Here is a 15,921-nt window from a genome sequence, read left to right on the forward strand (position 1 = left end):
CCGAGGACTTGTGGTCAGACCACAGTTGGTGAAGACTTTCACAAGGAGGTCGCTCGACAGATGCCGGCTTCCGACGCCGGGACGCGGCTGAACGCCGCGCAGGCCAGGGCCCGACGGACGGGCCCCGGGAGGGGACACTCGTGAGCACGACCGCCAGCACCACCGCCACCGCACCAGCCACCGCACCAGCCGATGCCGCCACCACGGCCGGCACGGGCCCGACGGCGCACGACGAGATCGACGCGCTCGTCGCCCGCGGCCTGAAGGCCCTGCGCCAGTACGACGCCTTCACGCAGGAGGACGTCGACCGGATCGTCAAGAAGGCGTCCGTCGCGGCGCTCCACGAGCACGGGCGGCTCGCGCGGCTCGCGGTCGAGGAGACCGGGCGCGGCGTCTTCGAGGACAAGGCGACGAAGAACATCTTCGCGTGCGAGCACGTGCCGCACTCGATGGCGAACCTCAAGACCGTCGGCGTGATCGGCCGCGACGACCTGCGCGGCATCGTCGAGATCGCCGAGCCGGTCGGGGTCGTCGCCGGCATCACGCCGGTCACCAACCCGACGTCCACCGCGATCTTCAAGGCGCTCATCGCGCTCAAGACGCGCAACCCGATCGTCTTCGCGTTCCACCCCGGCGCCCAGGACAGCTCCGTGGAGGCGGCCCGGATCGTGCGCGACGCCGCTGTCGCCGAGGGCGCGCCCGCCGACTGCATCCAGTGGGTGACGCGCCCGTCCCTGGAGGCCACCTCGGCCCTCATGAACCATGACGGCGTGTCGCTCATCCTCGCGACCGGGGGCAACGCGCTCGTGCGGGCCGCCTACTCGGCCGGCAAGCCGGCCCTCGGCGTCGGCGCGGGCAACGTGCCCGCGTACATCGAGCGGACGGCCAAGCTCGGCCGGGCGGTCAACGACATCGTGCTGTCCAAGGGCTTCGACAACGGGATGGTCTGCGCCTCCGAGCAGGCCGTGATCATCGACGACGAGATCTACGACGACGCGATGGCCGAGCTGGGCCGGATGCACGCCTACCGCGCCACCCCGCAGGAGAAGGCGCTGCTCGAGCGCTTCGTCTTCGGCGTCGAGGCCGACTCCGCGAACTGCGCCGGGGCGCGGCTCAACGCCGCCGTCGTCGGCAAGAGCCCGCAGTGGATCGCCGAGCAGGCGGGCTTCACCGTGCCCGCGGACACGTCGGTCATCCTCGCCGAGTGCGCGGCGGTCGGACCTGCCGAGCCGCTCACCCGCGAGAAGCTCAGCCCGGTGCTGGCCGTCCTGCGGGCCACCTCGACCGACCACGGCGTCGCGCTCGCGGCCCAGATGGTGGAGTTCGACGGCCTGGGGCACTCGGCCGCGATCCACACCCAGGACGAGGCCCTCGCCGAGCGGTTCGGGCACGAGGTCAAGGCCGTGCGCGTCCTGTGGAACCAGCCGAGCGCCCTCGGCGGCATCGGCGACATCTACAACGCGCTCATCCCGTCCCTCACGCTGGGCTGCGGCTCCTACGGGCACAACTCGGTGTCGAACAACGTCAGCGCGGTGAACCTGCTCAACGTCAAGCGCGTGGCCCGGCGCAACAACAACATGCAGTGGTTCAAGGTGCCGCCCAAGACGTACTTCGAGCCGAACGCCATCCAGTACCTGGTGGACATGCCCGGCGTCGAGCGCGTCACGGTCGTCACCGACCGGGTGATGAGCCAGATCGGCATCGTGGACAAGGTCCTCGACGTCCTGCAGCGGCGGGCGAACCCGGTCGCCGTCCAGATCATCGACACCGTCGAGCCGGAGCCGAGCGTCGAGACCGTCGAGCGCGGGGCGCAGCTCATGCGCGACCACCGCCCGGACACCATCGTCGCGATCGGCGGCGGCTCGCCCATGGACGCCGCCAAGGTGATGTGGCTCCAGTACGAGCACCCGGAGGTCGCGTTCTCCGACCTGCGCGAGAAGTTCTTCGACGTGCGCAAGCGGGCCTTCCAGTACCCGCCCCTGGGCGACCTGGCCCGCCTGGTGTGCATCCCGACGTCCTCGGGCACGGGCGCGGAGGTGACGCCGTTCGCCGTCATCACCGACCACGCGACGGGGTACAAGTACCCGCTCGCCGACTACGCGCTCACGCCGTCGGTCGCCATCGTCGACCCCGAGCTCACCCGCACCATGCCCGCGAGCCTCGCGGCCGACTCCGGGTTCGACGCGCTGACGCACGCCACCGAGGCGTACGTGTCGGTCTACGCCAACGACTTCACCGACGGCATGGCCCTGCACGCGATCAAGCTGGTCTTCGAGAACATCGAGGCGTCGGTGACGCGCGGCGAGGCGGCGCCCGAGGCGCGCGAGAAGATGCACAACGCGGCCACGATCGCCGGGATGGCGTTCGGCAGCGCGTTCCTCGGCATCGTGCACGCGATGGCCCACACCGTGGGCGCGACGTTCGGGCTGGTGCACGGCCGGACCAACGCGGTCTTCCTGCCGCACGCGATCCGCTACAACGGCCAGGTGCCCACCAAGGTGACCGGCTGGCCGAAGGCGGAGCGGTACGTCGCCCCGGAGCGCTACCAGGAGATCGCGAAGCACCTGGGGCTGCCGGCGTCGACCCCCGAGGAGGGCGTCGAGTCCTACGCCCGCGCCGTCGAGGAGCTGCGGGCGAAGGTGGGCATCGAGTCGAGCTTCGCCGAGCAGGGGGTCGCGGAGCGGGAGTTCGTGGGCGGCCTCGACGCGCTGGCCATGCGGGCCTACGAGGACCAGTGCGCCCCGGCGAACCCGCGACTGCCGATGCTCGAGGACATGAAGGACATCATGGTCGCCACGTACTACGGCACGAGCCGCGAGGAGGTCCGCGACCGGCGCCTGGCGCTGGAGCAGGTGCCCGTGGACGCCTGACGCGCACCGCCCCGCGGATGTCGGCGGCGCGCGCGATGATGGGCCGGTGAACGACACCACGACCGAGCCCGCCACGACCCCGACCGGCGCCGCCGTGCACGACGAGGCCGAGGCCAGGCGCCGGTGGTCCGAGCTGGTCGCCCTGGTCGAGGAGGACCAGCGCGCCTACTACGAGGACGATGCCCCGAAGGTGTCGGACGCCGAGTACGACGCGCGGATGCACGAGCTGCAGGCGATCGAGGCCGTGCACCCCGCCCTCGCCACGCCGGAGTCGCCGACGCAGCGGGTGGGCGGGGCGGCCGCGAGCGGCTTCGCCACGGTCGAGCACGTCGAGCGGATGCTCAGCCTCGACAACGTGTTCTCCGTCGACGAGCTGCGCGCGTGGGACGCGCGTGTCGCCCGCGACCTGGGCGCCGAGCACGTCGGCTACCTGTCCGAGGTGAAGATCGACGGGCTCGCGATCGCCCTGCTGTACGAGAAGGGCCGCCTGGTCCGGGCGGCGACCCGCGGCGACGGCCGCACGGGCGAGGACGTCACGCAGAACGCGCTGCGGATCGCCGACATCCCGCGGCGGCTGGCGGGCGACGGCCACCCCGACCTCGTCGAGGTCCGGGGCGAGGTCTTCATCCCCGTCGCGTCGTTCGAGCGCCTCAACGCGCTCCAGGCCGAGCTGCGCGACCGCGTCGTGGCGGACGCCCGCGAGCGGCACGGCGGCCGGTCGGCGGCCGCGCGCCCGTTCGACGAGGAGCGCGCCCGCGTCGCCGCGCTGCGCCGCTTCCCGCAGTTCGCGAACCCGCGCAACGCGGCCGCCGGCGGGCTGCGTCAGCTCCTCGACAAGAAGGAGGGCCTCGAGCTCGAGGCCGGTCTCGCCCGCGTGGAGTCGCTGCGCCTGTACGTGCACGGCATCGGCGCGCTGCAGTGGACGGCGGGCGAGCACACGGAGCTGTCCCGGCAGTCGGAGGCGTACGAGCACTTCGCGCGCTGGGGGCTGCCCGTCTCGCCGCACAACCGGGTGGTCGAGGGCGTCGACGGCGTGGCCCGGATGATCGAGTGGTTCGGCGCCCACCGTCACGACATCGAGCACGAGCTGGACGGCATCGTCGTCAAGGTGGACGCCCTGTCCGACCAGCGTCGCCTGGGCGCCACGAGCCGTGCCCCGCGCTGGGCCATCGCCTACAAGTACCCGCCCGAGGAGGTCACGACCCGGCTCGTGGCGATCCAGGTGGGCGTGGGCCGCACGGGCCGCGCCACCCCGTACGCCGTGATGGAGCCGGTCCTGGTGGCGGGCTCCACGGTGCGGCAGGCCACGCTGCACAACCAGGACGTGGTGAAGGCCAAGGGCGTGCGCGTCGGCGACATGGTGGTGCTGCGCAAGGCGGGCGACGTCATCCCGGAGATCCTCGGGCCGGTGACGGCGCTGGCCGACGACGGCTACCCGCGCGAGGAGTTCGTCATGCCCGCGGAGTGCCCCGAGTGCGGCACCCCGCTGCGGCCGATGAAGGAGGGCGACGTCGACCTGCGCTGCCCCAACGCCGAGTCCTGCCCCGCGCAGGTGCGGGGGCGGGTCGAGCACATCGGCTCGCGCGGTGGCCTGGACGTCGAGGCCCTGGGCGAGGTGACGGCGGCGGCGCTCACGCAGCCCCTGGAGCCCAAGGACCCGCCGCTGCACACGGAGAAGGACCTCTTCACGCTGACGGTCGAGCAGCTCGCCCCGATCCGGGTGGTGGTGCGCGACGCCGAGACCGGGCTGCCCAAGGAGTGGGACGGCCGCGGCGAGTCCGCCGAGATCACGCGGACCGACGGGTCGACGGCCACGGTCAAGGTGGTGCGCCCCTTCCAGAAGAAGCGCAAGCTGTCGCGAGCCGAGGAGCGTGCGGCCCTCGAGGCCGGGGAGTCCCTGTACGAGGAGAACGCGCAGGCGACGAAGCTGCTGGAGGAGCTCCGCCTCGCACGCACCAAGGACCTGTGGCGCCTCCTCGTCTCCCTCAACATCCGGCACGTCGGGCCGGTCGCGGCCCGGGCGCTCGCGGACTGGTTCGGCTCCCTGGACGCGATCCGTGCCGCCTCGCGCGAGGAGCTGGCCGCGGTCGAGGGCGTCGGGCCGATCATCGCGGACGCCGTCCTGGCGTGGTTCGAGGTGGACTGGCACCGCGAGATCGTCGAGGCGTGGGCGGCCGCCGGCGTCCGGTTCGCGACGCCCGGCCACCCCGGCCCGGCCGCGATGGCGGAGCAGGCCGAGGCGGGGCCGACGGGGCCGTTGGCCGGCCTGACGGTCGTCGTCACGGGGTCGCTCGAGGGGTACACCCGCGACGGCGCCAAGGAGGCCGTCATCGCCGCGGGCGGCAAGGCGGCGGGCTCGGTCTCCAAGAAGACGGACTACGTGGTGGTGGGGGAGAACGCCGGGTCGAAGGCTGCCAAGGCCGAGGACCTGGGGCTGCCGATCCTCGACGAGGCCGCGTTCACGCGCCTGCTGGAGGGTGGCCCCGCCGCGCTCGACGGCGCGACGGACGGCGCCGGCGACGACGGAGCGGAGATCGGCGAGGACGACTGACGTCCGGGGGACGACGGACGGCCGCGCCGCGAGACCGGCACGCGGCGGTGCCCGGGCGCCCGCCTGATCGTCCGGGTCGGTCGTCAGGGGCGTTGTGCGACGACCATCCGCAGCGCTGCCTCGTCGTTCGGGGTGAGGGGCACCAGCCCGTCGCGGGGAGGTGCCGTCCGCGTGCCGAGCAGGCCGGCGAGGGCGTGCAGGGCGGTCACCGGCCGGCCGGTGGCAGCCACGGCGTGCGCGGCCTGGAGCAGCCATGCCTGCGCGGTGGCCGCTGCGCCGCCGTCGTCGGTCCCCGCCGCCCGGGCCCGTCGGACGGCGACGTACTCCGCCGGCGCGAGCGCCGCGAGCCCCGTGTGCCAGGCGTCGGCGGGCTCGGCGCCACCGAGCAGTGCGGCGTCTCCGCTGAGCCCGACGGCGAGCGCCTGCGCCCGGGCGCGGAGCTCCGCCACCCGCCCACCCGGCCGGGCCGGTAGCGACGCCGGGTCCTTCACCGCAGCGACGGAGCCGTCGGCGGCGAGGGCGCCGAGCAGGGCGGGGGACACGTCGAAGCCGAGCTGGACGGGCTTGTTGTAGAAGCAGACCGGGAGCCCGGGCACGGTCGCCGCGACCCGCGCGTACAGCGCGCGGACCTCCGCGCCGTCGAGCGGCAGGTACGCGAACGGTGGCAGCACCAGCCCTCCGGCGCCCGCGTCACGGGCAGCGCGGGCGCGTGCCACCACCAGGTGCACCGACTCCCCGGCCACGCCGACGTGCACCGGGGTGCCCTCGGCGGCCGCGACGGCCACGCGCACGACGGCGTCCCGCTCCGCGTGGTCGAAGGAGACCCCCGCGCCGGACGTGGCGAGGACGACGACTCCGTCCACGCCGGCGTCGACGGCGCGAGCCACGAGCCCTTCGAGCGCGCCGAGGTCCACCTCGCCGCTGTCGCCCAGGGGGGTGATCGGGTAGGCGAGGAGCCCGGTGAACGCCGAGGTCATGCCCGGCATCGTACGGACGGCGAGCTCAGGCCGTGAGCGCGTCCACCGCCTCGGGGGAGAGGGCGTGGTCGGCGGCCATGGCGGCGGCGCCGAGCACGCCGGCCTGCGCACCGGTGCGCGCGACGGCGATGCGCAGGTGCTGGGTGGCGAGCGGCAGCGAGCGTCGGTAGACGACCTCGCGGATCCCGGCGAGCAGGTGCTCGCCGGCCTCGGCGAGGATGCCGCCGAGCACGATGACCGACGGGTTGAGCAGGCTGACGGTGGCCGCGAGGACGCTGCCGATCTCGCGGCCGGCCTGGCGCACGGCGCGTCCGGCGGTGACGTCGCCCCCGCGCACCAGCGCGACGACGTCGGCGGGCCCCGACACGTCCAGGCCCTCGGCGCGCAGCCGCGCGGCGAGGGCCTGCGCGCTGGCGATGGCCTCGAGGCAGCCGACGTTGCCGCAGCGGCACACGATGTCCTCCGCGCCGGGCACGGCGATGTGCCCGACGTCGCCCGCGGCACCCTGGGCGCCGCGGCGCAGCGCGCCGTCGGCGATGATCCCCGCCCCGATGCCCGTGGCGACCTTGACGAGGATGAGGTCGGAGACGTCGGGCCAGGCGATGCGGTGCTCGCCGAGCGCCATGATGTTGACGTCGTTGTCGACGAGGGCCGGGGCGTCGAAGTGGCCGCGCAGGATCCCGGGCACGTCCGCGTCGTCCCAGCCGGGCATGATCGGCGGGTTGTTCGGGTGCCCGGTGGCGTGCTCGACCGGCCCGGGCAGGCCGACGCCCACCCCGGCGAGGTCGTCGAGGGAGCGGTCCGCGGTCTCCAGCAGCTTGCGGCCCGCGTCCGCGACCCAGCCGAGCACGGGCTCCGGCCCGTCGGCGATGGCGAGGGGCGCGTCGAGCTCGGCGAGCACGGTGGAGGCGAGGTCGGTGACGGCGAGACGGGCGTGCGTGGCGCCGAGGTCGACCCCCAGCACGACCTGCGACGCGGGGTTGAACGCGAACGTGGCGGGCGGGCGCCCGCCGGTCGAGGTGGCCTCGCCGGCGGGGGCGATGAGGCCGGCGGCCATGAGCGCGTCGATGCGTCCGGCGACGGTCGACCGGGCCTGCCCGGTGAGGGTGGCGAGCTCGGCCCGTGTGCGGGCGCGCCCGTCGCGCAGAAGCTGGAACATCTCGCCGGCCCCAGGCGTCCGAGGTCCGGCCGCTGCACCTTCCGTCATGACCGTAGTCAATCACGATCGAATAACACCCGTCTTTTGCTTGACGATCGACAGAAGTGCGTCCTAGGTTCAGTCCATGGTCGACGTGGACCGCGACGACGCGGCACCGCCGGAGGGCAGCGACGCCCCCGCCCCTCTGCTGCGCATGGAGGGCATCGTCAAGCACTTCCCCGGCGCGAAGGCGCTGGACGGGGTGGATCTCGACGTGCTCCCGGGCGAGGTGCACTGCCTGCTCGGGCAGAACGGCGCCGGGAAGTCCACCCTCATCAAGGTTCTCGCCGGGGCGCACCAGCCCACGGCCGGCAGGATCGTGCTGGACGGCGAGGAGGTCGTCATCCCGCACCCCGTCGCGGCCCTGCACCGCGGCGTCGCGACGATCTACCAGGAGCTCGACGTCGTGGACGGGCTCACCGTCGCGGAGAACGTGTTCCTCGGCCACGAGCTCGACCGCGGGGGCTTCACCCAGCGGCGGGAGGCCACCGCCCGCACGCGCGAGCTGCTGGCGCGGCTCGGCCACCCCGAGATCTCGCCGCACCACGAGGTCGGCGGGCTCTCCGCGGCGGGCAAGCAGGTCGTGTCCATGGCCCGGGCCCTGTCGCACGACGCGCGCGTCATCGTCATGGACGAGCCGTCGGCCGTGCTCGACGCCGGCGAGGTGCAGAACCTGTTCCGCGTGGTCCGCGCGCTCACCGAGCAGGGTGTCGCGGTCGTCTACATCTCCCACCGCCTCGAGGAGATCCGCGAGATCGGCGACCGCATCACGGTGCTCAAGAACGGGCGCACCGTCGGCCGCGACCTCCCCGCCGCCACGACGCCCACGGCCGAGCTGATCCGCCTCATGACGGGCCGCACCGTCGAGTACGTGTTCCCGGAGCGCCCCGGCGTCCCCGACGGGGCACCCGTGGTGCTCGACGTCGACGGGCTGGGCCTCGCGGGCACGTTCGAGGACGTGTCGTTCCAGGTCAGGGCGGGGGAGATCGTGGGCCTGGCCGGCCTGGTCGGCGCGGGCCGGTCCGAGATCCTCGAGACGCTCTACGGCGCGCGCCGGCGCACGTCGGGCGCCGTCTCGGTCAACGGGCGGCGTCTGCGTGCCGGGTCGGTCGACTCCGCGGTGGCCGCCGGCATCGGGCTGTGCCCCGAGGAGCGCAAGAGCCAGGGCCTCGTCCTCGACGAGCCCGTCTACCGGAACATCACCCTGTCGACGTTCGCGCGGATCGCCCGGGGCGGCTGGCTCGACGAGCGCTCCGAGCGCGCCGCGGCACGCGAGCAGGTCGCGGCCCTCGACCTGCGGCCCGCCGACGTCGACCGTGCGGCCCGCACCCTCTCCGGCGGCAACCAGCAGAAGGCCATGCTCGGCCGGTGGCTCGTGCACGGCTGCGACGTCCTGCTCCTCGACGAGCCCACGCGGGGCGTCGACGTCGGCGCACGCTCCGAGTTGTACGCCCTCGTGCGGCGCCTGGCCGACGCCGGCACGGCCGTGGTCGTCGTCTCCAGCGAGATCCCCGAGGTCCTCGGGCTCGCCGACCACGTGCTCGTGGTCTCCGAAGGGCGCGTGGTGCACCGGGCACCCGCGCAGGACATCGACGAGCACGGCGTGCTCGACCTCGTCATGGAAGGAACCACCGCATGAGCACCCAGGTCGAGACGCCGCCCGGCAGGGCGGCGCGCCCCTCGTGGTTGTCCGGTCCCGCCGGCCGCACGATCGGGCTCGTCGTGGCCCTGGCCCTCGTCGCCGTCGTCGGGGTGATCACGGGCGGCGAGCGCTTCGCCAGCCTCGACAACGCCCTGACCATCCTGCGGCTCGCGTCCGTGACCGGGGTCCTCGCCATCGGGATGACGTTCGTGATCACGGCCGGCGGCATCGACCTCTCGGTGGGCTCGCTGGTGGGGCTCTCCTCCGTGTGGGCCAGCACGCTCGCCACGCAGACGATGGCCGAGGACGTGCACTGGACGGTCATGGTGCTCACGGCGCTCGCGGTCGGGACGGCGGCGGGCGTCATCAACGGCGTGATCATCGCGTACGGCAAGGTCGTGGCGTTCATCGCGACCCTGGCGATGATGATCGCCGCCCGCGGGCTCGCGGAGATGATCTCGGGTCGGCAGACGCAGGTCGTCTCCGTCGCCGGCTTCCTCGACTTCTTCCGCGGCGACCTCATCGGCGTCCCGGTCCTCGTGTGGATCTTCGCGGTGGTCTCCGTCGCCGGCTGGTTCCTGTTCAACCGCACCACCTTCGGGCGGCGCACGGTGGCCCTGGGCGGCAACCTCGAGGCCTCCCGCCTCGCCGGCATCAAGGTGCAGCGCCACCTGCTGTACGTCTACGCGCTGTCGGGCCTGACCTCCGGCATCGCCGGCGTGATGATGCTCGGCCGCACCACGGCAGGCACCTCCACGAACGGGCTGTACTACGAGCTCGAGGTGATCGCCGCCGTGGTCGTCGGCGGCACGCTGCTCATCGGCGGCCGGGGCACCATCGTCGGCACCGTGATCGGCGTCCTCATCTTCTCGATGCTCACCAACGTCTTCACGATCAACAACCTGTCGATCTCCGCCCAGAACGTCGCCAAGGGCGCGATCATCGTGGTCGCCGTCCTGCTCCAGCAGCGGTTCGCCCGGCGCACCACGTCCACCTGACGTCCCCGTCCTGACCGTTCCCGCACCGTCAGCACCCCAGCACGATCCGCACCCCCACGCACCACCCACGCACCACTCCGCACCGGGCCACCCGCCCGGCACGGCCGGACCGAATCGAGGATGATCACATGTCCGCACGCACCGCGCTGGAGCGTCCTGCCCGCGGCCGGCGCACCGTCGCGCTCGCCGCCACGGCCGCCACCGCCGTCCTGCTCGCCGCCGGCTGCACCAGCAACGAGCCGCCGGAGGACGACACCTCGGCCGCGCCGCAGGTGGCGGCCGAGGGCAACGACGAGCCGGGCGACCAGGTCGTCATCGGCTTCTCGGCCCCCGCCGCCGACCACGGCTGGATGGGCGCCATCACCAAGTCGGCGGTCGACACCGCCGAGCAGTACTCGGACGTGGAGCTCCGCCAGGCCGAGGCGACCAACGACGTCAACGTCCAGATCAGCCAGATCGAGCAGTTCATCAACGACAAGGTCGACGCCATCGTGCTGCTGCCGTTCGACGGCGCGGCGCTCACCGAGGTCGCCACCAAGGCGATGGACGCGGGCATCCCGGTCATCAACGTCGACCGCGAGTTCTCCAGCCCGTTCGCGGCGCGCGCCACGATCCTCGGCGACAACTACGGCATGGGCGTGAGCGCCGGCACCTACATCTGCGAGCAGCTCGCCGACAAGCCGGACGCCGTCGTCGCGGAGATCCAGGGCATCGAGTCGCTGCCTCTCACCCAGGACCGCAGCAAGGGCTTCGAGGACGCGCTGTCCGACTGCGGGCTCGACGTCGACCGCAGGGTCGCCGCGGACTTCACCGTCCAGGGCGGCGAGACGGCGACGTCGAACCTCCTGCAGGCGGAGCCCCAGATCGACGCCATCTGGAACCATGACGACGACCAGGGCGTCGGCGTGCTGGCCGCGATCGAGAACGCCGGCCGGAACGAGTTCTTCATGGTCGGCGGAGCGGGCTCGCTCGACGTCATGGAGCACATCAAGGCCGGGGACACGCCGCTGCAGGCGACCGTCGTCTACCCGTCGACGCAGGCCGCCGACGGCATCAAGCTGGCGCGCCTGGTGGTGCAGAACAAGAACATGGGCGACCTGGCCTCCGCGGGCGTGCCGCGCACCACGCAGCTGTACGCACCGGTCGTCACGGCGGACAACGTCGACCAGTACATGTCCATCGGGTTCCGGTCCTGACGCCCGCAGGCTCACGGCACGACCCGCACGCACGAAGCACGAGCACGAAGGAAACGGAGGTCGCTCGATGAGCGAGCACGCCACGGCAGGGGGCACGCCGACGCTGGGCGTCGGGATGGTCGGGTACGCGTTCATGGGAGCCGCGCACTCGCACGCGTGGCGCACGGCGCCGCGGTTCTTCGACCTCCCGCTCGCCCCGCGGATGCGGGTCGTGGCGGGCCGCAGCCCCGACGGGGTGCGTGCGGCGGCGGACCGGCTCGGCTGGGACGACGCCGTCACGGACTGGCGCGAGCTCGTCGCGCGCGACGACGTCGACCTCGTGGACGTGTGCACGCCGGGCGACACGCACGCCGAGATCGCCGTCGCGGCGCTCGAGGCGGGCAAGCACGTGCTGTGCGAGAAGCCGCTCGCGAACTCGGTGGCGGAGGCCGAGGAGATGGTCCGGGTGGCCGACGCCGCGGCCGCGCGCGGCGTGTTCGCGGCGGTGGGGTTCACCTACCGCCGCGTCCCCGCGATCCAGCTCGCGCGGCGGCTGGTCGAGCAGGGCCGGATCGGCGAGGTGCGGCAGGTGCGCGCCCAGTACCTGCAGGACTGGCTGTCCGACCCGGCCACCCCGCTGTCGTGGCGCCTCGACAAGGAGAAGGCCGGCTCGGGGGCGCTGGGCGACATCGGCGCGCACGTCGTCGACCTGGCGCAGTTCGTCACGGGCGAGCGCCTCGTCGGCGTGACGGGCATGCTCGAGACCTTCGTGCGCGAGCGCCCGGTGCCCGCGAGCTTCTCCGGGCTGTCGGGCGAGGCGGGGGAGGGCACCGGCCCGGTCACGGTCGACGACGCGGCGATCTTCTTCGGCAGGCTGTCGGGCGGCGGGACGGCGACCTTCGAGGCCACGCGGTACGCCTGGGGGCGCAAGAACGCGATCCGGCTGGAGATCAGCGGCACCCGCGGCGCCCTGGCCTTCGACTTCGAGGACATGAACCTGCTGCACTACTTCGACGCAGAGGACGACGCGCAGGTGGCGGGCTTCCGCCGGATCGTCGTCACCGAGCCCGAGCACCCGTACGGCGGGCACTGGTGGCCCGCCGGGCACGGGCTCGGCTACGAGCACGCGTTCACCCACCAGGTCGTCGACCTCGTGGGGGACCTGGCGGCGGGGAAGCAGCCGACCCCGTCGTTCGCCGACGGCCTCGCGGTGCAGCGCGTGCTCGACGCCGTCGAGCGCAGCTCCGACGGCGGTCACGTCTGGGTCGACCTGCCCGGCTGACCGCCCCGCGCGACGCCGTCACCTGCCACGCCGTCGCCCGCCCCGTCATCACCCGTCACGACCCGCCGATCTCGACGAGGAGACCCGCACCATGGCACGACCGATCACCCTGTTCACGGGCCAGTGGGCCGACCTGCCCCTGGAGGAGGTGGCCCGCCTGGCCTCCGGTTGGGGCTACGACGGCCTCGAGCTCGCCTGCTGGGGCGACCACCTCGACCCGTGGCGGTGGGACGACGACGCGTACGTGCAGTCCCGCCTCGACCTGCTGGAGCGGCACGGGCTGAAGGTGTACGCCATCTCCAACCACCTCAAGGGCCAGGCCGTCTGCGACGACCCGATCGACGAGCGGCACCGCGACATCCTGCCGGACGTCGTGTGGGGCGACGGCGACCCGGAGGGCGTGCGGCAGCGCGCGGCGGAGGAGATGAAGCACACCGCCCGGCTGGCGGCGCGGCTCGGCGTGGACACCGTCGTCGGCTTCACGGGGTCGTCGATCTGGAAGTACGTGGCGATGTTCCCGCCGGCCACGGAGGCCATGGTCGAGGCTGGGTACCAGGACTTCGCCGACCGGTGGAACCCGATCCTCGACGTCTTCGACGAGGTGGGCGTGCGGTTCGCGCACGAGGTGCACCCCAGCGAGATCGCCTACGACTACTGGACGACGGTGCGCACGCTGGAGGCGATCGGCCACCGCGAGGCGTTCGGCCTCAACTGGGACCCGTCGCACATGGTCTGGCAGGACCTCGACCCGGTGAGCTTCCTGTGGGACTTCAAGGACCGGATCTACCACGTGGACTGCAAGGACACGAAGAAGCGGATGGGCAACGGCCGCAACGGCCGGCTGTCCTCCCACCTGCCCTGGGCGGACCCGCGCCGCGGGTGGGACTTCATCTCCACCGGGCACGGGGACGTGCCGTGGGAGGACGCGTTCCGCATGCTCAACACCATCGGGTACACGGGCCCCATCTCGATCGAGTGGGAGGACGCCGGCATGGACCGGCTGGTCGGGGCGCCCGAGGCGCTGGAGCTGGTGCGACGGCTCGCGTTCGACGCACCGGAGGCGGCGTTCGACGCCGCGTTCTCCCAGCGCTGACCGCGCCTCCCCGCGGCTCGTGACATCTCGCGACAGCGTGGCGCCGGGTGGTCCGGCGTCCTGATCAAAGGGGATCAGCATGACCAGTCGTACCGAGCTCGACCGCCGGACGTTCCTGCGCCTGGCGGGCTCCACGGTCGCGGTGGGGGCCGCGGCCGTCACCTCGACGGCGGTGACGGCGTCGGCGGCGTCCGTCGCCGGCGGAGGGCGCCGCCTCGTCCCGCCGGGCAAGCTGGGCATCCAGCTCTACTCGATCCGGGACAAGGTCTCGTCCCTGGGCTTCCGGGCCGTCTTCGAGCGGCTCTCCGCCCTCGGGTACCGCGAGGTGGAGTTCGCGGGGTACACACAGGGAGCGGTCGGCGCGATCACGCCGGCGGAGATCCGCACGCTGCTGGACGACAACGGCCTCGTCGCCGTGGGCTCGCACCGGGGCATCGCGGACTTCGCCCGGAACATGGAGGCCGAGCTCGACATCGCCCAGACCCTCGGGATGGCGCACGTCGGCACGGCAAACGCGCCGACGAACGACCGGACCGTCGGGGGCTACCTCGCGGCGGCGGAGCAGTTCAACGGGTTCGGTGCGGCGGCCGCGGCCCGCGGGCTGAAGTTCTACCAGCACAACCACCAGCACGAGTTCGGCTTCGCGGCCGACGCCCCCGGGGTGCGGCTGTACGACGTGTTCCTGGAGAACACGGACCCGGCGGCCGTCTACCTCGAGATGGACGTGTTCTGGGCGTTCGTCGGGCGGCACCTCTACCCGGGGTTCGAGCCGGTGGAGTACGTGCTGGCGCACCGGGACCGCTACCCGATGTTCCACCTCAAGGACGGCCGCGTGAACCCGGGGTCGTCGAACGGCTACGACATCGTCGAGTTCGGGGTGGGGGACCTGGACTACCAGGAGTTCCTCGGGGCGCTCGCGGGGTCCGGCCGCCAGCACGGCATCTGGGAGCAGGACAACGCCGCCTCGGTCGCCGAGCCGCCCTTCCCCGTGGACTCCTTCGGGAACGCGGAGCGCAGCGCGGCCGAGATCCTCGCCCTGCGCGCGAAGGGATGACGGGACGGGCGACGACGGCGGCTCGAACGTCGTCGTCGCCCGCCGGACGGGTGGTCAGCCGGGACGGTGCAGCATGACGACGTCGTCGTGCCGGACGCCGCCGACGTCGTAGGTGCGGGTGCCCGCGACCTCGAAGCCGTGCTTGCGGTAGAAGGCCTGTGCCCGTGCGTTCTGCCCGTTGGTGCCGAGCCACAGGGGTGCGTCGACGCCCCCGGCGGCACCGAGCTCCCGCGCGGCCGAGACGGCCGCCTCGAGGAGGCGGCCCGCGATCCCGCCGCCGAGCTGGTCCGGGTGCACGTAGATCTTGGAGAGCTCGGCGTACGGTCCGGGGCCGGCGACGGCGTCCAGCACCTCCCGCTCCTGGGCGCCGTCGGGCTGGCCGAACGCCACCAGGGCGTAGCCGAGCGGCGTGCCGGCCGTGTCCCGTCCGGGGCGTGCGTCCTGGCGGCCGTCGACGGCGACCAGCAGCGCATGACCGTCCGACTCGACCCAGGCGCGGACGGCGCTCGGGTTCAGGTGTGCCGCCACGTGCGCGGCCATCGTGGCCACCGAGGTTCCCGGCGGGCACGCCAGCGGGAACGTGAGCGCGGCGAGCCACGCCACGTGGGCGGCCTCGTCGGCGCGGGCGGGCCGGACGACGACGGAGGCCGGGGGCTGGGGAGCGGTCTGCGGGGTGGTCACGCCACGATTCTGGACCCCGGTCCGGGCCGCAGTCCGGGGGCGGGAGGGGGTGTGCCCCGCGTCACCGCCGACGGAGTTGGCCCGGCACCGCGGAGCGTGTAATGTTCTACGACGTCAGCCCGACAGGGAGACGGACACCGAGGAGCACGATCCGGGAGACCGGAGCTCAGGTGGCCGACCGGGGCTGGAACTCACATCGAGGATCGGGAAGCATTCGTGCGCCCCGGGCATCGGTGCGGGGGCTTTCCGACTTCTGTCGGACGGTTCGATCGGCTGGAAACAGGCGGTCGGAACGGCCGAAAAAGTCTGGTAAGTTTGAGGGGTTGCCCCGGGAGGGTCGGAACGGAAAGTTCTGGTTCTGCGGTGTGCGTCGGTTGTTTGAGAACTCAACAGTGTGTTT

The 15,921-nt window shown here is 73.1% G+C and carries 11 protein-coding genes; 8 read left to right on the plus strand and 3 right to left on the minus strand.

From position 1 onward, the window contains the following. The first annotated feature begins 140 nt into the window (after positions 1-140). Positions 141-2,870: a bifunctional acetaldehyde-CoA/alcohol dehydrogenase gene (gene adhE, locus ACH436_RS20055; RefSeq protein ID WP_430561963.1), complete on the plus strand. Its 2,730-nt coding sequence runs from the start codon at positions 141-143 to the stop codon at positions 2,868-2,870. Positions 2,871-2,916: 46 nt separating this feature from the next. After that, positions 2,917-5,421, plus strand: coding sequence for an NAD-dependent DNA ligase LigA (gene ligA / locus ACH436_RS20060; RefSeq protein ID WP_430561964.1), 2,505 nt, complete (start codon positions 2,917-2,919; stop codon positions 5,419-5,421). Between the two features lie 83 nt (positions 5,422-5,504). On the opposite strand, the gene ACH436_RS20065 is transcribed toward ligA, so the two are convergent. After that, positions 5,505-6,398, minus strand: a complete 894-nt coding sequence (locus ACH436_RS20065) for a dihydrodipicolinate synthase family protein (protein WP_430561965.1) — start codon at positions 6,396-6,398, stop codon at positions 5,505-5,507. A 25-nt stretch (positions 6,399-6,423) separates the two neighbouring features. Continuing rightward, on the minus strand, positions 6,424-7,557 hold the full coding sequence (locus ACH436_RS20070) for an ROK family transcriptional regulator (RefSeq protein WP_430561966.1): 1,134 nt from the start codon (positions 7,555-7,557) through the stop codon (positions 6,424-6,426). Between the two features lie 124 nt (positions 7,558-7,681). Here ACH436_RS20070 and ACH436_RS20075 point away from each other — a divergent pair, with 124 nt between their 5' ends. The 6 genes from ACH436_RS20075 (at position 7,682) to ACH436_RS20100 (ending at position 14,840) form a co-directional block, all read left to right on the plus strand. Then, on the plus strand, positions 7,682-9,235 hold the full coding sequence (locus ACH436_RS20075) for a sugar ABC transporter ATP-binding protein (RefSeq protein ID WP_430561967.1): 1,554 nt from the start codon (positions 7,682-7,684) through the stop codon (positions 9,233-9,235). Further along, entirely contained in the window at positions 9,232-10,236 is a 1,005-nt protein-coding gene (locus tag ACH436_RS20080; protein WP_430561968.1) for an ABC transporter permease, read from the plus strand. Before ACH436_RS20075 ends, ACH436_RS20080 begins: the two co-directional genes overlap by 4 nt. Positions 10,237-10,364: 128 nt before the next feature. Further along, positions 10,365-11,432: a substrate-binding domain-containing protein gene (locus ACH436_RS20085; protein ID WP_430561969.1), complete on the plus strand. Its 1,068-nt coding sequence runs from the start codon at positions 10,365-10,367 to the stop codon at positions 11,430-11,432. 67 nt (positions 11,433-11,499) lie between these two features. Continuing rightward, the gene (locus tag ACH436_RS20090) at positions 11,500-12,693 is read left to right on the plus strand and encodes a Gfo/Idh/MocA family protein (protein ID WP_430561970.1); all 1,194 of its coding nucleotides are present in this window, start codon (positions 11,500-11,502) and stop codon (positions 12,691-12,693) included. Between the two features lie 91 nt (positions 12,694-12,784). Further along, positions 12,785-13,786: a sugar phosphate isomerase/epimerase family protein gene (locus ACH436_RS20095; RefSeq protein ID WP_430561971.1), complete on the plus strand. Its 1,002-nt coding sequence runs from the start codon at positions 12,785-12,787 to the stop codon at positions 13,784-13,786. Positions 13,787-13,865: 79 nt separating this feature from the next. Continuing rightward, on the plus strand, positions 13,866-14,840 hold the full coding sequence (locus ACH436_RS20100; protein ID WP_430561972.1) for a sugar phosphate isomerase/epimerase family protein: 975 nt from the start codon (positions 13,866-13,868) through the stop codon (positions 14,838-14,840). 54 nt (positions 14,841-14,894) lie between these two features. Here ACH436_RS20100 and ACH436_RS20105 read toward each other — a convergent pair whose 3' ends face one another. After that, entirely contained in the window at positions 14,895-15,521 is a 627-nt protein-coding gene (locus ACH436_RS20105; RefSeq protein WP_430561973.1) for a GNAT family N-acetyltransferase, read from the minus strand. Positions 15,522-15,921 lie beyond the last annotated feature (400 nt).

Source organism: Isoptericola sp. NPDC019693, assembly GCF_044389085.1.
In the GTDB taxonomy this organism is placed as follows: domain Bacteria; phylum Actinomycetota; class Actinomycetes; order Actinomycetales; family Cellulomonadaceae; genus Isoptericola.